26 protein-coding genes, 1 tRNA gene and 2 pseudogenes are annotated in these 24772 nt (G+C 67.1%); 18 read left to right on the forward strand and 11 right to left on the reverse strand.

Annotated features, from left to right (window positions below):
• Together EF294_RS21640 and EF294_RS21785 are read left to right on the forward strand one after the other, a co-directional pair.
• A pseudogene (locus EF294_RS21640) lies at positions 1–186 on the forward strand (hypothetical protein); the annotation flags it as partial.
• An 84-nt stretch (positions 187–270) separates the two neighbouring features.
• Positions 271–363 (forward strand): annotated as a pseudogene (locus EF294_RS21785) (HNH endonuclease); the annotation flags it as partial.
• Between the two features lie 230 nt (positions 364–593).
• Here the strand turns inward: EF294_RS21785 and EF294_RS01930 are convergent.
• Positions 594–1673 carry a UDP-N-acetylmuramate dehydrogenase gene (locus EF294_RS01930; RefSeq protein WP_123925341.1) on the reverse strand — a complete coding sequence of 360 codons (1080 nt, stop codon included), beginning with the start codon at positions 1671–1673 and terminating at the stop codon, positions 594–596.
• Between the two features lie 68 nt (positions 1674–1741).
• On the opposite strand from EF294_RS01930, the gene EF294_RS01935 reads away from it, so the two are divergent.
• The 6 genes from EF294_RS01935 (at position 1742) to EF294_RS01960 (ending at position 6579) form a co-directional block, all read left to right on the forward strand.
• Positions 1742–2236 (forward strand): DUF2505 domain-containing protein, encoded by a 495-nt coding sequence (locus EF294_RS01935; protein WP_123925342.1) that lies wholly within the window; start codon positions 1742–1744, stop codon positions 2234–2236.
• Between the two features lie 15 nt (positions 2237–2251).
• On the forward strand, positions 2252–2761 hold the full coding sequence (locus tag EF294_RS01940) for a DUF2505 domain-containing protein (RefSeq protein ID WP_123925343.1): 510 nt from the start codon (positions 2252–2254) through the stop codon (positions 2759–2761).
• Between the two features lie 34 nt (positions 2762–2795).
• Complete coding sequence (locus EF294_RS01945; protein ID WP_123925344.1) at positions 2796–3548, forward strand: class I SAM-dependent methyltransferase; 753 nt, start codon at positions 2796–2798, stop codon at positions 3546–3548.
• A gap of 9 nt (positions 3549–3557) precedes the next feature.
• Entirely contained in the window at positions 3558–4385 is an 828-nt protein-coding gene (locus EF294_RS01950) for a carbon-nitrogen hydrolase family protein (RefSeq protein ID WP_123925345.1), read from the forward strand.
• Between the two features lie 33 nt (positions 4386–4418).
• On the forward strand, positions 4419–5699 hold the full coding sequence (locus tag EF294_RS01955; protein WP_123925346.1) for a hypothetical protein: 1281 nt from the start codon (positions 4419–4421) through the stop codon (positions 5697–5699).
• A 73-nt stretch (positions 5700–5772) separates the two neighbouring features.
• Positions 5773–6579: a DUF1542 domain-containing protein gene (locus tag EF294_RS01960; protein WP_123925347.1), complete on the forward strand. Its 807-nt coding sequence runs from the start codon at positions 5773–5775 to the stop codon at positions 6577–6579.
• 85 nt (positions 6580–6664) lie between these two features.
• Here the strand turns inward: EF294_RS01960 and deoC are convergent, their stop codons facing one another.
• Positions 6665–7342 (reverse strand): deoxyribose-phosphate aldolase, encoded by a 678-nt coding sequence (deoC, locus tag EF294_RS01965; RefSeq protein WP_123925348.1) that lies wholly within the window; start codon positions 7340–7342, stop codon positions 6665–6667.
• Positions 7343–7370: 28 nt separating this feature from the next.
• Between deoC and purU the strand changes: the two genes are divergently transcribed.
• Positions 7371–8327: a formyltetrahydrofolate deformylase gene (gene purU / locus EF294_RS01970; RefSeq protein WP_123925349.1), complete on the forward strand. Its 957-nt coding sequence runs from the start codon at positions 7371–7373 to the stop codon at positions 8325–8327.
• Between the two features lie 94 nt (positions 8328–8421).
• Here purU and EF294_RS01975 read toward each other — a convergent pair whose 3' ends face one another.
• Together EF294_RS01975 and EF294_RS01980 are read right to left on the reverse strand one after the other, a co-directional pair.
• The gene (locus EF294_RS01975; RefSeq protein ID WP_123925350.1) at positions 8422–9387 is read right to left on the reverse strand and encodes an NAD(P)/FAD-dependent oxidoreductase; all 966 of its coding nucleotides are present in this window, start codon (positions 9385–9387) and stop codon (positions 8422–8424) included.
• On the reverse strand, positions 9384–10259 hold the full coding sequence (locus EF294_RS01980) for a class I SAM-dependent methyltransferase (protein WP_246007623.1): 876 nt from the start codon (positions 10257–10259) through the stop codon (positions 9384–9386). The genes EF294_RS01975 and EF294_RS01980 overlap by 4 nt, the downstream gene beginning before the upstream one ends.
• Before the next feature lie 48 nt (positions 10260–10307).
• Between EF294_RS01980 and EF294_RS01985 the strand changes: the two genes are divergently transcribed.
• Together EF294_RS01985 and EF294_RS01990 are read left to right on the forward strand one after the other, a co-directional pair.
• On the forward strand, positions 10308–10898 hold the full coding sequence (locus EF294_RS01985) for a helix-turn-helix domain-containing protein (protein ID WP_123925352.1): 591 nt from the start codon (positions 10308–10310) through the stop codon (positions 10896–10898).
• A 58-nt stretch (positions 10899–10956) separates the two neighbouring features.
• Positions 10957–12213, forward strand: coding sequence for a L,D-transpeptidase (locus EF294_RS01990; RefSeq protein ID WP_123925353.1), 1257 nt, complete (start codon positions 10957–10959; stop codon positions 12211–12213).
• A gap of 381 nt (positions 12214–12594) precedes the next feature.
• On the opposite strand, the gene EF294_RS01995 is transcribed toward EF294_RS01990, so the two are convergent.
• Positions 12595–13350 carry an SDR family NAD(P)-dependent oxidoreductase gene (locus EF294_RS01995; protein WP_123925354.1) on the reverse strand — a complete coding sequence of 252 codons (756 nt, stop codon included), beginning with the start codon at positions 13348–13350 and terminating at the stop codon, positions 12595–12597.
• A 122-nt stretch (positions 13351–13472) separates the two neighbouring features.
• Here EF294_RS01995 and EF294_RS02000 point away from each other — a divergent pair, with 122 nt between their 5' ends.
• The 3 genes from EF294_RS02000 (at position 13473) to EF294_RS21270 (ending at position 15720) form a co-directional block, all read left to right on the forward strand.
• Positions 13473–14603: an ROK family transcriptional regulator gene (locus EF294_RS02000; RefSeq protein ID WP_123925355.1), complete on the forward strand. Its 1131-nt coding sequence runs from the start codon at positions 13473–13475 to the stop codon at positions 14601–14603.
• A 52-nt stretch (positions 14604–14655) separates the two neighbouring features.
• Positions 14656–15468 (forward strand): transglutaminase-like domain-containing protein, encoded by an 813-nt coding sequence (locus EF294_RS02005; protein WP_185090918.1) that lies wholly within the window; start codon positions 14656–14658, stop codon positions 15466–15468.
• 87 nt (positions 15469–15555) lie between these two features.
• Entirely contained in the window at positions 15556–15720 is a 165-nt protein-coding gene (locus EF294_RS21270) for a hypothetical protein (RefSeq protein WP_185090919.1), read from the forward strand.
• A 30-nt stretch (positions 15721–15750) separates the two neighbouring features.
• Here the strand turns inward: EF294_RS21270 and otsB are convergent, their stop codons facing one another.
• The 4 genes from otsB to EF294_RS02020 all read right to left on the reverse strand — a co-directional run bounded on the left by otsB (position 15751) and on the right by EF294_RS02020 (position 19835).
• Positions 15751–16533 (reverse strand): trehalose-phosphatase, encoded by a 783-nt coding sequence (gene otsB / locus EF294_RS02010; protein WP_123925356.1) that lies wholly within the window; start codon positions 16531–16533, stop codon positions 15751–15753.
• A complete protein-coding gene (locus tag EF294_RS02015) occupies positions 16530–18116 on the reverse strand; it encodes an alpha,alpha-trehalose-phosphate synthase (UDP-forming) (protein WP_123925357.1) in 1587 nt (528 codons plus the stop codon). The genes otsB and EF294_RS02015 overlap by 4 nt, the downstream gene beginning before the upstream one ends.
• Before the next feature lie 3 nt (positions 18117–18119).
• On the reverse strand, positions 18120–18287 hold the full coding sequence (locus EF294_RS21275) for a hypothetical protein (RefSeq protein WP_185090941.1): 168 nt from the start codon (positions 18285–18287) through the stop codon (positions 18120–18122).
• A 120-nt stretch (positions 18288–18407) separates the two neighbouring features.
• Positions 18408–19835, reverse strand: a complete 1428-nt coding sequence (locus tag EF294_RS02020) for a threonine/serine exporter family protein (RefSeq protein WP_123925358.1) — start codon at positions 19833–19835, stop codon at positions 18408–18410.
• Between the two features lie 4 nt (positions 19836–19839).
• Here EF294_RS02020 and EF294_RS02025 point away from each other — a divergent pair.
• Positions 19840–19914 (forward strand) — tRNA-Thr (locus EF294_RS02025).
• Between the two features lie 131 nt (positions 19915–20045).
• On the opposite strand, the gene EF294_RS02030 is transcribed toward EF294_RS02025, so the two are convergent.
• Complete coding sequence (locus EF294_RS02030; RefSeq protein WP_123925359.1) at positions 20046–20882, reverse strand: SGNH/GDSL hydrolase family protein; 837 nt, start codon at positions 20880–20882, stop codon at positions 20046–20048.
• 272 nt (positions 20883–21154) lie between these two features.
• Between EF294_RS02030 and EF294_RS02035 the strand changes: the two genes are divergently transcribed.
• The 3 genes from EF294_RS02035 to EF294_RS21795 all read left to right on the forward strand — a co-directional run bounded on the left by EF294_RS02035 (position 21155) and on the right by EF294_RS21795 (position 23003).
• The gene (locus tag EF294_RS02035; RefSeq protein WP_123925360.1) at positions 21155–22378 is read left to right on the forward strand and encodes an arginine deiminase; all 1224 of its coding nucleotides are present in this window, start codon (positions 21155–21157) and stop codon (positions 22376–22378) included.
• Between the two features lie 2 nt (positions 22379–22380).
• Complete coding sequence (locus EF294_RS21790; protein ID WP_246007624.1) at positions 22381–22713, forward strand: carboxylesterase family protein; 333 nt, start codon at positions 22381–22383, stop codon at positions 22711–22713.
• Positions 22714–22841: 128 nt separating this feature from the next.
• Positions 22842–23003 carry a hypothetical protein gene (locus tag EF294_RS21795; RefSeq protein WP_246007625.1) on the forward strand — a complete coding sequence of 54 codons (162 nt, stop codon included), beginning with the start codon at positions 22842–22844 and terminating at the stop codon, positions 23001–23003.
• Between the two features lie 736 nt (positions 23004–23739).
• On the opposite strand, the gene EF294_RS02045 is transcribed toward EF294_RS21795, so the two are convergent.
• Positions 23740–24486 (reverse strand): hypothetical protein, encoded by a 747-nt coding sequence (locus EF294_RS02045; protein ID WP_123925361.1) that lies wholly within the window; start codon positions 24484–24486, stop codon positions 23740–23742.
• Between the last annotated feature and the right edge of the window lie 286 nt (positions 24487–24772).

Here is a 24772-nt window from a genome sequence, read left to right on the forward strand (position 1 = left end):
CACGCCCACCACCCAAACGAAGGTGCTCAACACCATTCACCACGCTCCAGAAGGCCGGATCGGTGGATCGAGGCTAAGGCCAACAGGGACTACCGCGACGTCTACGCCGAACTCCTAGGTGCCGTCCTCGGCGCCGACCCGACGCCGTCGGTGGGGCAGGGGCTGCGGGCGGTCGGATTGCGGTAAGCCGAGCGGAGGTGGTGGTTTCAGCTGCGGTGGGTGGAATGCGCTTTGGCGCGGGCGGTCTCGAGGTCTCGTCGAAGAGCGCCTGGAACCGACCGGCATCCGTGGCTGATCCCACCCGCCAGCATCGACTCGCAACGCCGACCCGTGCCCTCGTATCACCAACGGTCCGTGCGACTCGCACGACACCACGCCCTGACCCGCACTGTCCCGCCGCCGATTTCCGCACCCGGCCGGACCGGAGCCGCGTCTGTTGTGAGAACTCCATAGCGATAGCCCCACCCGCTGGTCGAGGATTTCGAGTGCCCGTGGCCCTGATAGCCCTCCTCGGCACCAGGACTCGAGACCGGAGCTATCGCTGCGTCGCACCTCCACCAGCGCAACCACAGTCCTCGCCCGGCTCCCGTGGTCTACAGCGCGCAGGTCACCAAGACCGGCTCCGGGTGCAGGGTGACACCGAAGGTGTCGGCGACGCCGTCACGCACGTCGCGGGCCAGCGAGAGGAGTTCTTCGGTGGAGGCGCCACCCCGATTGGTCAGGGCCAGTGTGTGTTTGGTGCTCAGGCGCACAGGGGAGTGGGGGCCGGGGTAGCCCTTGGCGTAGCCGGCGCGCTCGATGAGCCAGCCCGCGGAGAACTTGACGCCATCCGGTGCCGGATAGGTGGGGACGGCGACTTCGGGACCGAGCCGGGCGGCGATGCGGTCGAGAATGGCCGGTGCGTCGTCGGACCCGACGATCGGGTTGGTGAAAAATGAACCGGCACTCCAGGTGTCGTGATCATCGGGATCGAGCACCATGCCCTTGCCCGCACGCAGCGCCAGGACCGCCTCGCGGACCGCCGAGGCGTCGGCGCGGCCACCCGGCTCGACCCCCATCTCGGCGGACAGTTCGCGATACCGCAGTGGCTGACTGGCGCGATGGTCGTTGAGCCAGAATGACACCGCAACCACGACCATCTCGTCGCGATGCTTGAGTCGCGACGTGCGGTAGGCGAGACCGAGTTCACCCGGGGCCACCCACCGCAGGGTCCCCGAACGACGGTCGAGTACTTGGACCTCGCGCAGTACGTCGGCGACTTCGACGCCGTAGGCGCCGACATTCTGTACCGGCGTCGCGCCGGTCGATCCGGGAATCCCGGAGAGACATTCCAGCCCACCGAAACCGGCCTCGACCGTCGTGGCCACCAGATCGTCCCAGGTGACCCCGGCGTCGGCGGTGACATGGGCCCGGCCCGATTCGCGGCCGGTCCCGAATTCGATGCGGCTGCTCTCGATGCGGATCGCGGTTCCGCCGAAGCCCGCGTCGGCGATGACGAGGTTCGATCCGCCACCCATGACCAAGACCGGCTCGGAGGTGGCGTCGGCGGCGAGGATCTCCTCGACGACCGATCGGGTGTCCTGACAGCGCAGCAGTGCCCGCGCCGGGCCGCCGACCCGCAGGGTGGTCAGGCCGGCCAGCGGCACTCCGGGCTGCAGCGAAGTCTCGGTCACGGGGCCAACGGTAACCCGAGGCGGCGCACGACAGCCGACGTCGGTGGCGTCGAGTAATCTTTCATCCCATGGCGAGCCCGCTGCAGCACTCGGTGTCCTATCCGTTCTCTGCCGACCGGTACTGGGAGATCGTGTCGACCGAGCAGTATTGGCACGACCTGCTTGAGGCCACCAACTCCAGCCACGGCAGGCTCGAGTCCTTCTCGTCGGATGGCACCACGGTAACCGTGGCGATGCTCCAGGGGGTGCCCGAGGATAGGCTGCCGACGGTGGTCACCAAGGTGCGTCCCGGCGACCTCGAGATCCCACGCACGATGACTTTCACCCGGGCGAAGGACGCGGTCAACGGCACGATGCACGCCTCGGTGTCGGGCGCCCCAGCCGACGTCGAGGGCGCTCTGGTGGTCTCCGGTGACCCGGCCGGCGCCGAATACACGGGCACCGCCAAGGTGGGGATTCCCTTTGTCGGCGGCAAGATCGAGAGCGCAGTCATCGAACAACTGGTGAACCTGCTCGACAACGAACGGGAGAAGACGGTGACTTGGGAGGCCGATCACCGCTGACGTAACCTGGCCGTTATGGCACGACGTCTCAGCTACTCCGCACGCTATGCGCATCCCGTGGAGAAGCTCTACGAAGCTCAGAGCACCCGACAGTATTGGGATGACATGATGGCGGGCTTCCAGATGATTTCGCCGCACTGCGAGGTGGAGGATTTCCGGTCCGATGACACCGGCCTGAAAGTGGTGCTCAAACAGCACATCGGCCGCGATCAGTTGCCCCCGATCGCCCAGACCGTCCTGATGAAGGACATGGTGATCACCCGCGAGGAATCATTCGGGCCGTTCGACCCGGACAACACCAAGGGCAACTACACCGCGTCGATCCCCGCGGGCCCCGGCAATTTGCAGGGCTGGCAGGAACTGTTCCCCACCGAGACCGGCTGCACGATCCGCAAGACCACTGAGGTCAAGGTCTTCATCCCGTTTGTCAACGGCAAACTCGAGCAGCTCATGCTGGTCAACCTGGTGGATTTGTTCCGCGCTGAGGCCGAGTACTCCAAGGACTGGATCGACAAGAACCTCTGACCGCGTGACACCCACCCCGAGACCTCACGGTCGGGTGACCCGGGGTACCACCAACATCAACCGTCTGCGCCGCGTCGACCGGTGGATGGCGCACGAACCGTCGATCGTCGCGGCGCTGTCGGCCGTTGCGCGACCGATCGTCGTGGATCTCGGATACGGCGCACGGCCCGACACCTGTGTCGAGATGGCCCGGCGACTTCGGCCCATTGCACCCGACTTGCAGATGATCGGCCTTGAGATCGATCCCGACCGCATCGTCGCCCCGGTCGACGGCGTGCGATTCGCGCTCGGCGGTTTCGAGCTCGCCGGGGTGCGGCCCCAACTGGTCCGCGCCTTCAACGTTCTGCGACAGTACGACGAGCACGAGGTGGCCCCTGCGTGGTCGCAAATGATGACGCAACTGGCTCCCGGCGGGCTGATCGTCGAGGGCACCTGTGACGAGATCGGCCGTCGATGCGCATGGGTACTGCTCGATGCCGACGGGCCGCGCAGCCTGACCCTGAGCTGGTCGCCGGCGCACACCGGCAGACCCTCGGACCTCGCCGAACGGCTCCCCAAGGCGCTCATCCATCGCAACGTCTCGGGTGAGCGTATCCACGAGTTGCTCGTCACCGCCGACCGCTGCTGGGACAACGCCGCCGGTCAGACGGTCTTCGGCCCACGCGCACGGTGGGCGCAGACCCTCACGCTGATGTATGCGGCCGGCGTCGACGTCGCGATTCCGCGCCGCCGCGTGGTCGACAATCTGTTGACCGTGCCCTGGGAGACGGTCGCACCACGCGGGTAGTTTGGCCACATGCGCATCGCGATGGCCCAGATCACCTCCGGTACCGACCCGGACGACAATCTGCGTCTGGTCGCCGAACACACAGCCGCAGCCGCCGCCGACGGAGCCGTTCTCGTCGTGTTCCCCGAGGCGACGATGTGCCGGTTCGGGGTGCCGCTGGGCCCGGTCGCCCAGTCCCTCGACGGGCCGTGGGCCTCAGATGTCTCGCAGATCGCGCGCGAGAACTCGGTGACCGTGATCGCGGGCATGTTCACCCCCGGCGACGACGGGCGGGTCGCCAACACCCTGCTCGTCGCAGCACCCGACGGCACCCGCATCGGCTACGACAAGATCCACCTGTACGACGCCTTCGGCTTCCGGGAATCAGCCACTGTCGCACCCGGAGACGTCGCGCGGACCGTGACGGTAGACGGCGTCCGCGTCGGTGTGGCCACCTGCTACGACATCCGCTTCCCGGCACTGTTCACCGCACTCGCCCGAGAAGGGGCCGAGGTGATCGTCGTCCCCGCGTCCTGGGGTGCCGGGCGCGGCAAGGTCGAGCAGTGGCGGACGCTGGCCACCGCACGTGCCCTCGACTCGACGTCCTACGTCGTGGCCGTCGGGCAGGCCGAACCCGCCGACGACGAGCTCCGCGCGTCGAAAGCGCCGACCGGCGTAGGACATAGCCAAATCTCAGATCCCTTCGGTAGCGTGGTCGCGTCGTACACGGGGGAGCAACGGCTGGGTGTACACGACCTCGACCTGGGTGTTGTCGCCAAGGCTCGCGAGCAACTCGCAGTCCTCGCCAACCAGCGGGAATTCCGAATCGAACCGACGCCCGTCGCGTACGAACTGTGATCACGCAAGACCGACGCCCCTAGGACGGAGTGCATGGCCGACGACACGACCGACGATCCGCAGACCCCTCGTGGTCCCGAGGATCCGGATGCCACCAAGCAGGTCGGTCGGGAGAACGCGCCGCGCGACCACTCCGCGGGAGGGGACTTGCCGGCCGAGCAAGTACCGGCCGATCAGACTCCGGCGGAGCCGACTTCAGCAGCGCAGACTCCGGCCCAGCAGGGTGCGGGAGAGAATCCCGCCCCCGACACCGAGCAGTGGGAGCCGACCACCACCTCCCGCCACGCGCGCGCCTACTCGCAGATCTCCGACGCCACCACGACCCCGGTGACGCCGCCACCACCCGCGGCTCACCCGCAGACCGCGCAGTTCACCACCGGGGAGAACCCGATGGGCGAAGGGGATCCGGGAACGGGTGTGCATGCGGCTCCTCCGACCGGCGACGGCGTGGTCACGACGGCGCCGACGAAACGCGGCAAGGGAAAGTTCATCGCGCTCGGCGCGGTCGGGCTGGTGTTGGTGATCATCATCGCGCTCGTCGGCACCGAACTCTTCTTGCGCAGCCGGGCGACCGATTGCCTGGAGAAACAGTTCGGCGCGCTGACCGGTCAGCCCACCAACGTGTCGATCAGCAAGAAACCCATTCTGCTGCAGAAGTTCTCGAACGATTACCCCTACGTCCAGGTGGACACCAGCGACTCCAATTCGACGCAGATGCAACTGCACGTGCGGGCCGATGGGGTCAGCCAGGACGGGAACACGGTCAAGGTCGATTCGCTCGCCGGCACCGGGTACGTCCCGTTCCAGCGGGTGATCGAGCTGAGCAAGCAGGGGCAACTCTCCGGTGGCTCGACCGACAACAGCGGGACCAACGGAGGCACCACCAACGGCGGCATCGGAACCGAGGGCTCCGGAATCGAGGGCTCCGGGATCTTGGGCAGTACCCAGGTCAGTTCGGTCACCGGCAACGCTGCCGACGGCACGATCAAGGTGGACGCCGCGGTACAGGTCGCGATCTTCCCGGTGCCGGTCAGCCTCACCATGAAGCCGGTCCTCAACCAGGGCAAGGTGCGCTTCCAGGTGGAGCAGGCCAGCGCCTTCGTCTTCGGGATTCCCGCCGACTTCGCCCAGCAGTTCGTCGACGGCTTCGGCGACAGCCTCTTCGGTGAACTCACCAAGGAAATCAAGGTCACCTCCCTGAAGGTCACCGACCAGGGCGTCGACTTCGCCGTCACCGGCAGCAACGTGAATCTCGGGTCGGCGGCCGCATCGACCTCGAGCTCGGGTTCGGCGCCGACCTGCTCGATCCTCTGAGCCGGATGGACCACACCACCTCGCAGGTACGCTGGGAGATGTCCGACTTTCCGACCCCGTTCCGGAGGAATCCGTGGGCCAGCTGCTCCTGATCGCCGTCGTCATTCTGCTCGTCGTGGGGGTGGTGGTGGTCATGCAGCGGCGCTCCGGTGCCAACACCGCCCGCACCCTCGACGATGCGAAGGCCGATGCCCGACAGGCCATCGAACGGCTCGGCGGTCAGGTGTACATGCTGGTCGGTGACTCGCCCGCGGCCAAGCAGGCGCTCGCCGACGCTGCCGAACGGCACACCGCCGCCGGTTCACAGATCGACCAGGCGACCAGCCCCGCGCAGGCACGACTGGCCAAGCAGACCGCCATCGAGGGCTTGTACTACATCCGCGCCGCGCGGACCGCGATGGGCATGGACCCCGGACCGGCGATCCCCGAACTTGACGGCCGGAAAAGTGCTGGCGAGGTCACCGAGAACCGTGAGATCGACTTCGAAGGACGCACCGTGCAGGCCTCGCCGGCGCCGTCGCCGACCACCCCGAACTACTACCCAGGTGGCCGGGTCGCCGGCCGGCCGGTACCGGCCGGCTGGTACTCCGAACCGTGGTGGAAGCCGGCGCTCGTCGCCGGAGCGTGGGGTGTCGGCTCGATGTTGCTGTTCTCGGCACTGTTCTCCGGCATGGCCGGGGTCAACTACGACGCGACCGCCTTCGAGAACGGTATCGGCGACGGCACGGATGCCGGAGCCCTCGATGCCGGGTATTACGGCGGTGGAGGCGGGGGCGACATGGATGGCGGCGACGCTGGGGGCGACGTGGGTGGCGGTGATTTCGGTGGCGGTGATTTTGGTGGTGGTGATTTCGGTGGCGGTGATTTTGGTGGGTTCTGACCGCGAATCACCCATGCGCCCAACTCTTTCCGGGGTGATCCTTCTCCGGGTGTTCTCTTTGGCCTGAACCCGAGACGGCCGATCGCTATTCGGCGAAGCCTTCCAGCACCGCACGGCTGCCCGACAAGCCGAGTCGGGTGGCGCCGGCAGCGATGAGTTCGGCAGCGAAGCGGGCATCGCGGATTCCGCCGGACGCCTTCACCCCGACGCGCCGAGGAACGGCGGCCCGCATGATCTCCACTGCCCGCACACTCGCGCCGCCGGCCGGATGGAACCCGGTCGAGGTCTTGACGAAACTCGCCCCGGCGCGGGCAGCGTGCGCGCAGACCTCGGCCAGGGTGTCCTCGTCGGCGAGGTCGAGCAGCGCCGCCGATTCGACGATCACCTTGAGGACCGTCTCGTCGCCGACGGCCTCACGCACGGTGAGCACGTCGGCGAAGACTTCATCGAATCGTTGTTCCACCGCGGCGCCGACGTCGATGACCATGTCGATCTCGTCGGCACCGGAGTCCACGGCCAGGCGTGCTTCGGCAGCCTTGACCAGCGAATGGTGCTTACCCGACGGGAAGCCGACAACCACACAGGACTTCTGGGCGCCGGTGTCGATCGGCAGCATCGACGGCGACAGGCAGACCGCGTAGACACCGAGCTCCGCGGCCTCGGCGATGGTGGCCTCGGCGTCGGCGCGGGTGGCCTCCGGCTTGAGTAGGGTGTGGTCGACGAGGGCCGCGACATCGGCTCGGCGTAGGTCGGTGATCGTCACACAGACGAGCTTGGCACACTGAAGTCCCGTGACCACCCCCGCCACCGCTGTCCCATCCAGCTCAGTCCTCGCCACCGCGGTACCCACCACCGACGACTCGGGTGCCGACCGTCGCTACGTGCTCACCCTCGGCTGCCCCGACCAGACCGGGATCGTCGCGCGGATCTCGAGCTTCCTCGCCGAGATCGGCGGTTGGATCACCGAGGCCGCCTACCACTCCGACGAGGACTCCGGATGGTTCTTCACCAGGCAGGCCGTCCGCGCCGACACGGTGACGATCCCCCTCGACGAGGTGCGGGCCCGATTCGCCGACATCGCAGCCGAATGGGGACCGCAGACCGAGTGGAAGGTCACCGACACAGGCGAGGAGAAGTCGGTGGTACTGCTCGTCAGCAAGGAAAGCCATTGCCTCACCGACCTACTCGGTCGGGCCGACCGTGGTGAACTGCCGGCGACGGTGTCCGCGGTCATCGGCAATCATCCCGACCTCGGCGAACTGACCGAACGCTTCGGCGTGCCGTTTCATCACGTGCGCTTCACCGGACCCGACGGGAAGTCCGGTGCGCGCGCCAAACGAGCAGCGTTCGATCGGGTTGAGGAGATCGTCGACAGCCATACCCCCGACGCGGTGGTGCTCGCACGTTTCATGCAGATCCTGCCCCCCGAACTGTGCGAGGCGTGGGCCGGGCGCGCGATCAACATCCACCACAGCTTCTTGCCCAGCTTCATCGGTGCCCGGCCGTACCACCAGGCATTCGCCCGCGGCGTCAAACTGATCGGCGCGACCTGCCACTACGTGACCGCCGACCTTGACGCCGGCCCGATCATCGAACAGGACGTCACCCGGATCGATCATTCCGACAGCGTGCGCGACATGGTCCGGCAGGGCCGCGACATCGAGACCCTGGTCCTGGCACGGGGTCTGCGATGGCATCTCGAGGACCGTGTGCTGGTGCACGGCCGCAAGACTGTGGTGTTCAGTTGACCGTGGTGTTCGGTTGACCGTGGTGTTCGGTTGACCGAGGTGTTCGGTTGACCGAGGTGTTCAGATGATCATGCCGGTCAGCTGAGACCAGTGCTCAGCCGGCCGCCCGGCTCTCGATCGCCCGCCGGGTGTCCTCCTCGATGAGGTCGGCGTTGATCATCGCGCCGCACTGTACCCCGGCCGCCGCCGAGGCCCCGACCATCGCGACAGGATCCATGCAATTGCCTGCCGCCCAGACTCCGTCGATCGGGGTTCGTCCGGTCCGGTCGGCGGGGATGATGCTGCCCATCGGGTTGTCCTCGAGTGTGCCGCCGAGCGAGGTGTAGATCTCGGCTCGGGCGCGCATTCGTGGCGCGACGACGAGTGCATCGAGCTCCAGCTCGCGTCCGTCGTCGAACAGCACTGCGCGCAAACGGTTGTCGGCGTCGGCGTCGACCCGCGCGACCGGTCCGCCGATGATCTCGACCCCGCGAGCCTTGGCCTGCAACCGCTGTTCCGGGGTGAGTGGTGGCATGCCGTGATCGATAAGGATGATGTGAGAGGTCAACTGCGAGAACAGCATTGCCTGGTGCATGGCCATCGGCCCGGTGCCGAGGACGCCGACCCGCCGACCACGCACCTCGTAGCCGTGACAGAACGGGCAGTGGAGCACGTCGCGGCCCCAGAGTTCGGCGAGCCCGGCAATGTGGGGGAGTTCGTCGACGAGTCCGGTCGCGATCAGCAGGCGGCGGGCGACGACGGTCGGTCCGCCGGTGCTGGTCACCTCGAAAGTGTTGTCGCCCTGGGTTTCTGATCGTGCCACGGAGGTCGCAGTGCCGTCGCGGATGATCGCGCCGTATCCGACGGCCTCCGCGCGTCCGGCGCGCAGCAGTTCGGTCGGGGCGATGCCCTCCCGGCCGAGGAGGTTGTGCGCACCGGCGGCGGGTGCGTTGCGGGGTGCGCCGGCGTCGATGACGACGACCGTGCGCAGCGATCGCGCGAGGGTGACCGCGGCCGATAGCCCGGCTGCGCCGCCGCCGATGATGGCCACGTCGATGGTCTCGGTTGCCGTGGTGGTCATGAGATCTCCTGGTTCGTGTCGGTGGTCGATGCGGGCACGGTCGCGATCCAGATCGTGCGGGCGGCCCGTACGGGCAGGTCTGGGCGGTGGCGCAGGGAGGTGGGTCCGTCGCCGAGTAACTCGTCGAGGATGGCCGCGTCGGTGTCGGTGAGGTCGTCGGTGAATCCGGTGCGCACCCGGGAGAGCCATTCCTGCGCGTAAGTGCGGGTGAGTTCGGTGGGTTCGAGAATGTCGATTCTCACGGTGTGCCGTCTGCGCATCTCGAATCCGGCGGCGGTGATTGTGTCGGTCCAATCGGGAAAGCTGTTGGCGCCCTTGGTTCGCATGAGCTCCTCGATCCGGTCACTGAGGTCGGAGTGGTGCGGTTCGGCCTGCAAGAATCGGGGCTGATGCGGCATCTCGATGACCGCCAGCACGCCGCCCGGCCGCAGATGGCTCCGTGTGGTGCGCAGGAACGCAGCGGGGTCGGCGATGTGATGCAGCGACGCCGACGCCCACACGACGTCGGCGGCCCCGACGCTCGCCGGCCAGCCGGCGTCGAGGTCGGCGGTCACCGTCCGCACGGTGGCCGGTCCGGCGGCGTCGATGCGTGCGGTCATCTCGGGGGAGCCGTCGATGGCGACGATCTCGGCGTCACCGAAGGCCGCTGCGAGGGCTCGGGTGCCGACCCCGGTTCCGGCGCCGGCATCGACGATGACCTCGATGGGCCGGGCGGCCTCGGTGTGGATGAGGGAGATCGCCTCGGCGAGGTAGGTGCCGGTGACCGCGGCGTCGAGTTCGAGCAGAGCGCCGATGTCGGTGCCGTCATGATCATGTGTCCGATGAGAGTGACGTCCGTGGTGTCGATGTTCTGGTCCGTGTGAGCTGGCCATGATGGCGAGGCTAGCGAGCTTATGCGCAAGGGGCATATCCTCTTGCTCATGGAGCAAGAAATTGATGCGGTGGTCCGTCAGCGCATCCGCGCGATGCGCGTGGCCAAGGGGTGGACCTTGGATTCGCTGGCACACCGCTGTCACCTGAGTCCGTCGACGCTCAGCCGGATCGAGACCGGGCATCGGCGGGTCGCGCTCGACCAGCTCGTCCCGATCGCCCGCGCGCTGGGCACCTCACTCGACGTCCTGGTCGAGCCGGTCGGCGACGCCGACGTGGTGATCCGTCCCGAACCGCACACCACCGAGGGCATCACGGTGTGGCCTTTGTCACGTGACAACGCCCCGGCCGGTGTGACCGTGGCAAAGATGCGGCTCGACGAATCGGTTCGGGACGCTGCCCGCACGCTGCGGGTGCACCCCGGACACGAGTGGTTCACGGTGCTCAGCGGCACGATCCGGCTCCGGCTCGGCGAGCGGACGATCATCATTCCCGCAGGCCACGCCGCCGAGTTCGCATGCACGATTCCGCATTCGTTGGGCCCCGACGACGGGCCCGCCGAGGTCCTCTCGATCTTCGACCACGACGGTGAACGCGCCCATCTGCGTGGGTCGCCGGCGTCGGCGGCATCGCTGTCGTGACCTGGTCGCAGCAGACAGAGAGCCGTTCATCAGCTGGTCTCGGTACCCTGGACCCGACATGAACACGCAGCCGACACCCAGCCGACGCACCGTTCTCGCGGCGGCGGGCATTGCCACCGCGGGCCTCGTGGCCGCCGCCTGTGGACGATCCGACGACACCACCTCCGCACAGAAGTCGAAGCAGCCGACCGTCAAGGTCACCTACACGCCTGCGCTCGATGACCCCGCCGCACCCAACCCGACCGCCACGGTCGAGGTCAAGGCGTCCGGCGGCACCCTGAACCCTGACGTCAAGCTGGTCAACGCCAGCGGCAAGGCGGTCGCCGGCACGCTCTCCGACGATCGCACCACCTTCACCGTCAACGAGGTACTCGGCTACGGCACCACCTACACCTGGCAGGGCAGTGCCGTCGGACAGGATCGACTGACGGTGCCGGTCAAGGGATCGTTCACCACCCTCGATCCCAAGCAACAACTCAACGTCGTCGTGAACATCGCAGACGGGCAGGAAGTCGGCATCGCCGCGCCGCTGATCCTCAAGTTCGACGGGACCGTCGACGACAAGGAAGCCGTCGAGCGCGCACTGACCCTGACCACCACACCCCCCGCGGAGGGCAGTTGGGCCTGGCTCGGCGAGGACAACGGTTCACGCGTGCACTGGCGCTCCAAGGAGTACCTCACCCCGGGCACCAAGATTCACATGTCGGCCAAGCTGTACGGGCTCGATCACGGTGACGGGGCCTACGGTGCCGCCGACGTCACCAGCGACTACACCGTCGGCCGATCGCAGATCGTCAAGGCCGACGCGCCGAGCCACCAGATCGTGGTGGTCCGTGACGGATCGACACTGATGACCCTGCCGTGCAGCTACGGCGAAGGCGACGTCGACCGCAACGTGACCCGCTCGGGTATCCACGTGGTCAGCGAGAAGTACGAGGACTTCTACATGTCCAACCCGGCCGCTGGGTACTTCAACGTCCACGAACGCTGGGCGGTGCGCATCTCCAACAACGGCGAGTTCATCCACGCCAACCCCGAAACCGTTGGCGTGCAGGGTTCGTCGAATGTGACGAACGGCTGCATCAACCTGTCGCTGGACAACGCGCAGCAGTACTTCGCCACCGCGATCTACGGTGACCCCGTCGAGGTGACCGGCACCCGGATCGATCTGTCCGAGGCCGACGGCGACATCTTCGACTGGACCTACGACTGGAACACCTGGAAGTCGATGTCGGCGATCAAGGGCACCCCGCAGTCGGCGTCGGTACCCGCGACCCCGAGTAGTGCCCCCTCGTCGGTGAGCGCTCCGAACTAGCGTGCTTCGCACGCCGCCAGCTCCTGTGCGTCCGTGCCGGTGAGCGCATTGCAGGATGCTCGCCTCGAGCGCTCGTTATCGATGACGACTCTGTGCTGGCCAGGCGTTCTGGGCTCGTGTACCGATCCACGGGTGACCACTTTGTCGAGAAGGGTCGATCACACTTCGAACTCACTTGCTGAGGTCGGCCAGGTCGGTTGACCAGAGCGTCCACCTGGAATTGCGTAAAGCAGTCGTCCACGCACTCATGGACCAGCTCGGCTACCTCGATCGAGAACCCGCCCACCAGGTCGTGCTCGCTGAGAAACACGATCAATTTCTTTGCGCGTCGACAGCGAACCGGAACTCACCTGGCAGTCGCGTCGCGACGCACCCCGCCGCCTAACCGGTCTTGATGTTGCGCCGCGCCGAGGCCTGATCGCGCGGTTTGAGCACGATCTGATCGAGATTCACGTGCGGCGGCCGGGAGGCGACGAAGCCGATGACCTCGGCGACATCGTCGGCGGTCAGCGGAGTCAGGCCTTGGTAGACGGCGTCAGCGCGTTCCTTATCGCCGTCGAAACGCACCAGCGAGAAGTCGGTGTCGACCATGCCGGGCGCGATCTCGGTGAGCCTGATCGGCCTGCCGAGCAGTTCGTAGCGAAGCGTCCGATGCAGCACGCCCTGAGCATGCTTCGCCGAGGTGTAGCCGGCGCCGTTGTCGTAGGCCTCCAGCGCGGCGACCGAGGTGATGGTGACGATCAGTCCGTCGCCGGAGGCCTCGAGCGCCGGGAGTAGTGCCCTGGTCATCCGCAGCGTCCCCAGAACATTGGTCTCCCACATCCAGCGCCAGTCGTCGAGGTTGGCGGTGGCCACCGGATCGAGGCCCTTCGCGCCGCCGGCGTTGTTGACGAGCACGTGCACCGAGTCCAGGCCGTCAACGAATCGGGCCACCGACTCCTCGTCGGTGACGTCGAGTTGCATTCCGGTGCCACCGATCTCGGCGGCCAGCGCCTGAACCCGATCGACCCGGCGAGCGCCGAGGACCACCTGGAAGCCCTGTGATGCCAGGGCGCGGGCGGTGGCCGCGCCGATTCCGGAACTCGCGCCGGTGACGACGGCGACGGGGGTGACCTCGGCGGCGGTGGACTCACTCATGATCGTGAGTTTACGTGCCGAGCGGGGTGGGGCCTGCGCTGCGGGACCGGCACTGAATCCCGGCCCGGGTTTCGCCGCCGATCGGGGTGCGCCTGTCGACGGCGATGCTAGATTCTCCAGTCATGCACACGGTCATCCCGGCGACACTCGGTGTCGGGACGACCCCCGCGGCGCAGGTGTTGCAGCGCATCCGGGTTGGTGCGCCCATCACCCGCGACACCCTTGCCGCCGAGACCGGATTGTCCCCGGCCACCATCAACCGCCAGGTGACCGCGCTGATCGAACTGGGTTTCGTCGTCGAACGCCGCGACCTCGTTCATGCCGGCAGCATCGGTCGGCCCAAGCATCCCCTGACCCTCGACCGCGACCGCCTCTGCGTTGCGGGGATGCACATCGGTGCCCGACGGACCCTGCTGGCCATCGCCGACCTCGGTGGACGCACCCTCTATAGCCACGCCGTACTCACCCCGCACAACGATCCGCATGCGTCGGCGGCCGAACTCTGCCACGCCTTGCGGGAACTCGCCGACCGATTCTCCGGGCGCCGCCTGCTGTGGGGCGGGGTCGCGCTCGGCGGGCGCGTCGAACGCGCCGGCGGTGTGGTCGATCATCCCGTCCTCGGCTGGCGCAACGTCCCCGTCGGAGCGCGACTCGCCGAGGCACTCGGCGTGCCGGTGTCGGTGTGCGAGCATGTGCAGGCCATGGCCGCAGCCGAACTGTTGCTGAGTTCGGCTCGCAGAAGCGCGAATACCGGACTTTTCTTCTACGCGCGCGAAACCACGGGCATGGCCGTGACCGTCGGTGGGCAGGTGGTGGTCCCCGACCGCGGGGCCGGCACGATCGCCCATATCGGTGTCGACGCTCCGACGCTGTGCGGGGGTGCGGCCACTCTGCAGGACGTGATCGGTGTCGACGTCGCACGCCGCGCCGCGCAGCGCCTCGGCGTGTCACCGGACTCGTCGGCGATCACCGACGAACGCGCCCGCATCCTCGGGGAGGTGGTCGCTGTCTTCCGCGACGCGGTCAATCCCGATGAGGTGATCGTCGCCGGTGATGCGTTCGCTGCGCATCGGCAGGGGCTCGGTCCGGTGCAAGCGGCCTTCGACGCCGCATCCAGGATCGGTTGGCCGCTGGAACTCACGACGTCGCGGTTCGGGTTGTCGGTTCAGGAGAGTGCGGCAATCGTGGTGGCACTCAGCGTGATCTACGCCGACCCGGTTGCCGCGATGACCCACTGCCGCGCCCGACCGTAGCGCAGCGGCGCTTGCGACGCAGAGTCCGGCGTTTTGCCCTACCGTGACAGGTATGACGATCCCCTCTCGCGACGTTGCCGCGACCATGTCGATCTCCGTCACCGCGCCGACCGAGATTGAGATGCAGATCGCGGTGGCCCGCATGCCTGGGCTGTCGCTCGACGAAACCCTCCAGGTGACCCTCGACGGGAAGCCGGTGTCGGTGGAGGAGATCGTGGACAACCACGGCGGCCGCATCCACCGGCTGTCAGTGGAGTCCGGTCGGCTCGACGTCGACTATCGTGCCGAGGTGACCACGCCTGCCGATCCGGCCCAGGTCGCCGTCACTGATCATTCGATCTACTTGCGCCCTAGCCGATATGCCGAGGCTGACAAGTTCTTCGGATTCGCCGCCGGCCAGTTCGACAGTTCCTTGCCGAAGGGTGAACTTCTCAACCAGGTGACGGCGTTCGTGGAGGATCGGCTCGATTACATCCCGGGTGCGAGTGACCCCATCGACGGCGCCGCCGACACGCTGCTGGCCGGTGCGGGCGTCTGCCGCGACTACGCGCATCTCGTGGTGGCGTTGCTGCGTGCGTTGAACATCCCGGCCCGGTTGGTCGCCGTGTACGCACCGGGCTGCGACCCGATGGACTTCCACGCGGTTGCCGAGGCACTCATCGACGGCGTCTGGGTGGTGGTCGATGCCACGCGGCTCGCGCCACGCCAGGGGCTGGTGCGCATCTCGACGGGTCGGGACGCCGCCGACACCGCATTCCTCGACAACCACGGGGGTTCGATCAACCTCGACTCGTATCAGGTGACCGCGGTGGTGCGCGGTGATCTGCCCATCGACGACGGAACGGGCCGCATCAGCATCGGCTGAGCGGCGCGCGCGCACTGATGTACCCGATCTGAAATCCGCTGTCGGGATTCGAGAACCAGAACTGACCCCGCTGAGTGGCTGTCGGCCATGTGTAATCGCGTCAACCAGGTGATGGGCGGCGCGCCGCTGTCTCCCATCGACGTCCGGCAACCGGTGGCACGCACACTCGGCTTTGCCCTACGCGTGATCCGGCAGTCGGCCAAGCGTGATCCGGTCACCGATCCGGTGGCCGACGAGCCTGCGGTGTCGTGATCCCTACCAGTCGACCGGGCCGCGGTCAGGTCAGCCGAGCGCCTCGCGGCGATGAGCGGCGACGAATTCAAGGACGGCGGCCACATCCGCCGGATCGCCGATGCGATACTGCGCGGCGGTGTCACCGGGGCCGACCTTGATGCTGATGTCGTGGTCGTGGCGCAGATGGGCGAAGGCCTTCTCGTCGGTGACGTCGTCACCGAGATAGATGACGACGTCGGCGCCGGTGCGGTCGCGCAAGAGGTCGAGCGCGCGGCCCTTGCTGGTCTCGATGACGGCGAGCTCGATGACCGCCTTGCCTTCGGTGGTCTCGATCCCGTCCCACCGAGCCGGGCCGAGACGAGCGCGGTCGAGGGCGGCCGCGGCGTCGGCGGGGGTCGCGTTGCGGACGTGCAGGGTGGTGCTGACCGGTTTGACCTCCACCGTGACACCGTCGAATTCTGCTGCGATGGACTCGAAGTCGTCGATGATCCGGTCGAGGAGCTGCTGCTGCGCGGCGGTGACGGGCTGGCCGAAGCCGGTGTCGAATTCGCTGCCGTGGCTGCCAACTAGGGTGATCGGGTCGTTGGTGAGACCGGACAGCGCGGCGAGATCCGACAGCGCCCGGCCGCTCACCACGGCAACCGCGGTGCGGTCGAGTCGGGCGGCGGCCCGTAGCGCTTCGATCGATTCGGGCAGACCGACCGCGTCCTGCGGCCGGGAGACGATGGGAGCGATACAGCCGTCGTAGTCCGACGCGAGCAGCAGCCGGTCCACAGTGCTCGCCCGCAGCAGCGCGTCCGACAGTGGTGCGGGGATGCCCTCGGCGCTCATCGCCGGTCGGCCGACTCGTCGGCCCCAGACTCGATGGACGCAGACTCGATGGACGCAGACTCGATGGACGCAGAATCGACTGACCCAACCTCGTTGGATTCGGAATCCAGCAGGCGCACACCGCGGTTCGCCGATACCTCGGTCTCGGTCGTATCGGCCAGGGTGCCGAGGAAACTTGCCGCCCACTTGCCGACATCGTGTGCCAGAACCTGTCTACGAAGGGCCCGCATGCGGCGGCGGCCCTCTTCCGGTGCCTGCTCGACGGCGGCGACGATCGCGTCCTTGACGCCGTCGAGGTCATACGGGTTGGCCTGATATGCAGTCCGCAATTCGGCTGCGGCGCCGGTGAACTCGCTGAGCACCAAGGCGCCGCCGAGGTCGTTGCGGCACGCCACGTACTCCTTGGCGACCAAGTTCATTCCGTCACGCAGAGGCGTCACGAGCATGACGTCGGCGGCAGCGAAGAATGCGATGAGGTCGTCACGAGGCACGGGTCGGTGCAAATACTGCACGACCGGCCGGGCGACTTCGCCGTACCGACCGTTGATGTTGCCGACCAGCTGTTCGATTCCGGCCCGCATCTGGATGTAGCTTTCCACGCGTTCGCGACTAGGTGTCGCCAGCTGGACCATGACGGTGTCGGCGGCGTCGATCCGCTTCTCCTCCAGCAACTCCTGGAGCGCTCGTAGCCGGACATCGATGCCCTTGGTGTAATCGAGCCGGTCGACGCCGAGCATGATCGTCTTCGGGTTGCCGAGCTCTTTGCGGATCTCGGCGGCGCGTTTGCGGATCTCCTTGGATCGCGCCTTCGCGTCGAGCTCGCCGGAATCGATGGAAATCGGAAAAGCCCCGACCCGTACCGTGCGGAAACCGACCTGCACCACACCGAACCGCGCCCGCACACCGACGGTGCCCTTGCTGGTGGCCTGACCGGCGAGGCGTCGTGCGAGATAGAGGAAGTTCTGGGCGCCGCCGGGGAGGTGGAAGCCGATGAGGTCGGCACCGAGGAGCCCCTCGACGATCTCGGTTCGCCAGGGCAGCTGCATGAACAACTCGACCGGCGGGAAGGGGATGTGCAGGAAGAACCCGATCTTGAGGTCGGGGCGCAGCATGCGCAGCATTTTCGGGACGAGCTGCAGTTGGTAGTCCTGTACCCACACGACCGCACCCTCGGCGGCGGCCTTCGAGGCGGCCTCGGCGAAGCGTCGGTTCACCTCGACGTAGGTGTTCCACCACTCGCGGTGATACTCGGGTTTGACGATGACGTCGTGGTACAGCGGCCATAGGGTGGCGTTGGAGAAGCCTTCGTAGTATTCGGCGATCTCCCTCGTCGACAAGGGCACCGCCTGGATGCCGATGCCCTCGACATCAGGGTTCTCGTCGGAGTCGGCGATGCCCGACCACCCCACCCAGGCGCCGGTGTGCGAGCGGAGGATGGGTTCGAGAGCGGTGACCAGACCGCCGGGGCTGCGCTTCCAGGTGACCTTGCCGTCGGTGTCGACCGACTTGTCGACGGGCAGCCGGTTGGCCACCACGACGAACTCCGCACCGGACTCGGGTACCGCTCGGCTTTCCGGGGTCACGGGTCAGGCGTTCTCGCCCGGTGCGATCCCCAACATCGACAGCAGCATCCGGCACTCGTCTGCGTCTGTCGCGTAGGCGGCGACGACGCGTCGCGCGGAACTCGCAGTCTCGTCGGCCACCGGCTCCAGGTCTTCGTCGGCGATGTCGGTGGTCTTGGCTGCTGCCATCATGTCCCCTCGGTCGTGGCCCCTGATGGGGCACCGCGGTCGTCGGATGTCGTGGTCGGCGCACCCGGTGTGAGGTGCGTGCGACCTCTGATGGTACCCGGTCACCCGCTGAGGGCTTCGCGGTCACCACTCGATCCGGCGGCGTCGGCGCAAGCGGCGACGGTGTGCCCATTCGGGCCGGGTGATCCGTGGCCGGCGTAGGGTGCGGGCGATGAACTCGCCCAGCGTCACACCGGCGGCCAGTGCGCAGCCCACGCCGAGGGCGCTGCCCGCCCAGGTGAGCCCGTCGAGTGTCTGTTCATTGAGCAAACCGTACAGGCCCCGGTAGACGGCGAGTCCCGGCAGCAGGGGCGTGATGCCGGCGACGGCGACAACCAGTGGTGGGGTAAGTGCGCGGCGGGCGAGCAGACCGCCGAGCATGCCGACGCAGACCGCGGCCAGCCCGGACCCGATGACGTCACCGACCGGGATGAACGAGGCACCCGCGGCCACGCCGACACCAATGACACCGGAAACGAAAGCGACCGGTAACGCCCGCCGTTCGGCGTAGCAGGCGAGCGCGAACGCGAATGCGGCGAAGGCGCCTGCGGCCACCCGTGCGGGCAGGTCGACGGCGGCGAACTGTGTGGTGGTGGTGATGGTGGGCAGGTAAATGCCCGTGGCGGCCAGCATCCGCAATGCCATACCGACGCCGGCGATAATGCCGCCGGTCATCAACAACAACTCGAAGAAGCGAGCGACACCGGTGATCGGTGCGCCGGTGATGGCGTCCTGCACCGAGCCCACCAGCGACAGCCCCGACAGCAGTACCACGATGCCCGCCGCGATCACTTGGGAGGGCATGATCTCCAATCCCAGTTTCTCACCGGCCTCGAAGACCAGTGCCGCCGGCACCACCGCGACGAAGCCGCCGGTCACCTGTTGGAAGAAGATCGGCGTCCCGATGCGATTGAGCAGCCGGTTGATCGTCACGGTGACCCCGGTCGTCACGAACGCCAGTATGGCGATCAGCGGACCGCCGCCGAGTAGCACGCTGATGCCTGCGGCCATCAGCGCCCATGCGAGAGTCGCGACCTTGTACGGGTAGGGGTGCGGGGCGGCGATGATGGCGTCGACCATCCGGTGCGCGGTGGCCGGAGTGATCGCCGAATCCCGGATGCGACGAATGAGCTTGTCGACCTGGGCGAGTCGGGTGAAGTCCAGCGAGCGGTACTGGACGGTCTCCATCGTCGTGATGGGCGGCAACGTCGCGCCGCGTCGGGCGCTGACGACGATGGTGTTGTAGGTGACGTCGACGTCGACGTCTTCGATGCCGAAGACGCTCGCGACGAACTGGATTTGGCTGCCGGTGTCGATCGCGCCCGTCCCCGAGTCGAGCAGCACCGCGCCGATCTTGGTCGCCAGGTCGAGCACCTCGGTGATGGCCCCGACGTCGAACCGATCGATCGGTCGACGGGGCGCCACCATGATGGAGCCGGGTTCGATGGTGTCGATGGTGGCCTGGCTGGTGCCGATGAGGCGGCGGGCGGTACGGCGGATATACTCGCGCAAGCATGCCTCCTTAGCTCAGTGGTAGAGCACTCGCCTTGTAAGCGAGCGGTCGTCAGTTCAATCCTGACAGGGGGCTCCAAGATTTAGGCCGTTTGACCAGCATAAAGGTCGAATCGGAGCGGCGGCCGGCAGCGGGGCCGGCGGATCTGGCGGCATCGTCAGCGCATGGCAGAAGGGCGCGACGGATCACCCGGTGCGGTTCCGGTCCGCTCACGAGCGAGGTCGGCGCAACTTTTCGACGATCAGGCGGGCCATGTTCTCGGAGCCGAGCGGCGTCGGGTGGCGCGTCTGAGTATTCCCGCGGGGGAAATCTCCGAGGAACCACTTCTGCGCGCCCGCGCATACATCGTGTCCTCGCGCCGGCCCGGCGATATCGACGTACTCGGCGCCTGCCCGGTCGGCCGATTCGCGGAGGACGTTGTTGAATCGGGCGAAGAAGTCGGCCACGGTAGGTGCGTCAGCCGCGCTCATGTTTGCGTCCGGGGCGCAGCCGTGCGTCCCGTAGTAGCCGCCGTGGCCGACGACCACTATGCGGGCATGGGGTGAGCGGCGGCGCACCTCGGTGAGGACACGGTCGACTTCCGCTGGTAGCGCGCCCAGCTGGGTGGCGATCGCCTTCTGCATGGCCGAGTTCTCCCGGCACTTGCCGTCACCGCCCACCAGTGGGAAGCATGGCGCGATCAGATTGGTCCACTTGATGTCGTTTCCGCCGATCGACAGCGTGACCAGTGCGGTGTCGGGCGACAACGCATCGACCTGTGGTGGGACGGGCCGGATCGCGAGGGCTCGCTGCCCGTGCAGGACGTCGTCAGTCGTCGCGCCGACACACGCGACGGACCGGTACGACACGCCGAGTTCGGCGGCGACCTTGGCGGGGTACGCGTCCGGCGTGCGCCCGCAGTTGTCGCCCGACAGCACCGACGTCCACGTCGGTCCGGCGGCTCGGGAGTCGCCGAGGGCGACGTACACCGGTCCGGAGTCGGCGACGGCGACGCCAGCGCCCGAGACCAGGAGTAACGCCGCAAGGGCGCTTACGAGCAGCTTCACGGCGTCACCTTATCCCGGCGGTCGCCGCCGGGATGGGTTCGCCTCCGAGATCGTCAGATGCGGTAGCCGTTGGGGTGCTCGCGGTCCGCGATCTCCAATCGGGGGTCGTCAACGGATCGAAAGAGAATCCTAAGTCGCTACGTGTGTGCCAACTCATGCGGGCCCGTCCGGTGTGAGCGTCGGACGAGCCGTCGGTCGTGGGTGGGCGCTGGCCGGTCTCGTCGAGGTGTCATCGTCCCGCGCCGGCCTGTGTGCGCGATTAGAGTTCGCGTATGAGTTTCCACGTCGATTCCGAAGTGGGGCTGCTGGCCCAGGTCATTCTGCACAAGCCGGGGATCGAGTTGTTGCGTCTCACGCCCGACAATGTCAAGGGTCTGCTGTTCGACGACGTGATGTGGGCCGAGAAGGCGATGGAGGAGCACGAGCAGTTCCAGCAGATCCTGCGCGACCTCGGGGTGACGGTGCATCTCTACCAGGATCTCCTCGCCGAGGCACTGGCCCAGGATGGTGCGCGCGACGAGCTGGCGGCCGAGCTGATCACCGAAACCCAGTTCGGGACCGAACTCGACGGACCGCTGCAGGAGTTGCTCGACGAGCGCGCACCAGATCAGTTGGCCGAGTTGTTGATCGGCGGCCTGCTCAAGAGGGAGGCCGCGCCACACCTCGGTGGTGTGTCGAGCCTGCTGCTCCACAGCCTCGACGACGACGGCTTCCTCCTCGCCCCGCTGCCCAATCACCTTTTCCAGCGCGACAATTCGGCATGGATATACGCCGGGGTCAATCTCAATCCCATGGCCAGACCGGCACGGCAACGCGAGACCATCAACTCCCGGCTGATCTACAACTTCCATCCGATGTTCACCGCTGAGCAGTTCGCCTTCTACAACGGCCACGATCCGATGCGGCACACACCGGCCACCATCGAGGGCGGCGACATTCTCGTCATCGGTAACCGCACGGTGATGATCGGTATGAGCGAACGCACCGCCCCGCAGGGTATCGAGGTGCTCGCCGAAAGCCTGTTCACGGCGGGGGCCGTTGACAAGATCATCGTCGTCGAGCTGCCGATGGAGCGGGCGTTCATGCATCTCGACACCGCCATGACCCAGGTCGATCGCGACGCGTTCAGTGTCTATCCCTATCTGCCGGATACGTTGCGCTCATACACCCTGGTGCCGCGAAACGACCAGGGACACTTCACCGTGACCGAGAACGCCGACCTGTTCGCCGTGGTGGCCGAGTCGCTGGGGGTGGATGCGCTGCGGGTCCTCAAGGCGCCGATCGATCGGCTGGAGGCGGCTCGGGCGCAGTGGGACGACGGCAACAACTTCTTGACCGTGTCGCCGGGTGTCGTGGTCGGGTACGAACGCAATGTCACCACCAACAAATTCCTGGGCGACAACGGCATTCAGGTCATAGCCATGTCGGGCTCGGAACTCGGGCGTGGTCGAGGCGGGCCACGGTGTATGTCCTGCCCGATCGAGCGTGAGGCCTGAGCATGAGCGACACCCGAGCCGACGGTGGCTCCTGGTCTCCGGTGGTGGAGACGACCTCGAGTGCTTATCGCGGTGTTCGCGACCACTGGATTCACGTGTGCAAGGGCGTCTGGTACGCCGCACCAGCCGTGGGTGAGAATCGCTGGCGCCGATCGCGTTCGGCAACTCCGCACGCAGGTGTCGCCGACGCGGACCGGGTCGGTGCGGAGTGTGCGCAGGCGCGTCACCCCGCGATCGGTCTGGGCGGCGATCCGATCATGGACGAGGACTACCGGTTCCTGAACGTGTGGGCCCCGGTGGCCGGCGCCGAGTCGCCGCGACCAGTGATCGTGTAGGTATGTGGTGCCTACTATTCGGATCCGGCCAGTCAACCGCTCTACGACGGCACCCAGATGGCTGCGCAGCGTGACGTCGTGGTGGTCACGATCAACCTACCCATGTCGGCGCATTCGGCTTCGCCGACATGGGTTCGAGGATCGACGGTGCGGTGAAAGCCCAGAGTTCACCGGCGACGGTTGGTGGCTCCGGCGCCGCGAATGGGATCGTCTGCGAGCACATCGCCGCCGCGATTCCCGGCGATCTGGGCTCCGCGTCGTCGGCGCTGTTCGTCGACGCACAGATGTAGGTCTTCGCCGAAGTGTCACAGGAGGATCCAGGAATCCTGCCGTTCACGGTCACCGTCGACGGGGATCTGATTCCGCGTATCCGAAGACCGTTCCGCTGAGGTATCACGGGACGAACCCAACACCGGTGCAGGTGAACCTCACCCGGCCCGGTCATCACGATTCCAGGTGTATGTTCGGGCTTCACCGAATGCCGACAGGTCCACTTGAAGACACCCAATTCGGGGTCAGTCTCGAGGTAAGTCAGAACACCCGGTCAAGCCCTACCTACATTCTCACCGTCTCGAGGTTCGCCGCTCGCGGCTCACACCTCTGTGCTGTCGGGGGAGGGCGCAAGTCGCCGCAGGGCGATGCCGGCTTACCGCCCGAGACCCGGTGCGCCGATGGGCATCCAGGCCCAGGCGCGACCACCTCGGACAGCGGGTGAGATTTTCGATGGAGTTCTCCAACTACAGGGGCGCTCCCCGAGGGTCGGGGGTAGGAATCCGGCTGCGGCACAGAGCAGGTCAGGCCGCGGTGTCGTCGAGTCGCACAGTCCATCGGTGATATGACGACAGCGGCGGCGTTTCGGATCCAAGTTGGCGGGCGGGATCGGCCACGGGTGTCGGTCGAAGGCGATTCCAGATTGCGTCGAATGTCGCGCGCAAAAACGACCGCGGGCCGCACCCTTTGAAAGGTGCGGCCCGCGAATCCGTCTGCAACCGTTGCCCCGGTACTTCTCTTGCCGGGGCACGAGTGTCAGTGCCCGCCTTCGCCTTCGGTCTCCTGGCCGCCGCGCGGCTGATCGACTCTGGTCTGCAGGGTGGTCGCGTCGACCGAGGCGTTGGCCTTGATGGTGCCCGCGTCGATCCAGTTGCCGTTGCCGTCTTGCACCTGGAAGTAGAAGGTGAGTTCGGTGGTCAGTCCCGGCGCGACCGACTTGCCGGCGCCGTCGAGCTCGGCCATCATCGCCGACTCGCCGAGTAGGGCCGAAGTCGGGCGGGCTGTGCTGCTGGTCGTGGTCGCGCTGGACTCCGTGCTGCCGGACTGTGCAGTGCTGCCGGACTGTGCAGTGCTCGAGGCCCCACTGCTCTGCGACTCGCCGGAGGCGCTTGGCGTCGAGCCGTCCGGCCGGACGTTTGCCGGGTTTCCTGCGCGCACGGCCTGTCCGGGTGCGATGGCCGTGTCGCCGGTGATGGTCACCGTCGCCGACGACGGGGCGCCCTGTTGGGATACTGCGATCTTCGTCAGTTTGTAGGTCTTGGTCGGGCTGCTGTTGGCGATGGTGAACGAGAGCTCGAACGGTCCGCCCTTGTCGAACACGGTGTCGGCCTGATCGGCCGGGTAGACCACCTGGAGGTTGCGGATTTCGACCTTGTCCCAGGTCGCGGTGGCCTCTCCACCGTTGACCCCAGGCAGCATGTTGGAGGTCTGCGCGATCTGTCCCGCACCACAACCGGTGGTGCCCAGTGCAATCGCGACTCCCGCGGCCGCGAGGGCGGTCATCGACGCCAAGCGTCGTGCAGTCGAAGGTCGTCGCCGAAGTCGAGTTGGCACGGACACCCGTTCCTCCCAGGTAGTCGAACGCATAAACGCAGTGAACGAACGCTGCACTACGCAGCGTAGTGGGAGCGCGTCACAAAATCCCGGCGGGGTGCCAGATTGACCCGTGTCGTGGCGAGCGCACCGCAGGAGCGGACCCGGCAACCGGACGTGAGTGCGGCTGTGGGCGCCATGGTTGCGCAGACGTGAGGTGGTTGCCAAGGGGTGGTGCCTCACCTGCCCAAACGCC

The sequence above is a fragment of the Gordonia oryzae genome, assembly GCF_003797185.1.
GTDB lineage: Bacteria > Actinomycetota > Actinomycetes > Mycobacteriales > Mycobacteriaceae > Gordonia > Gordonia oryzae.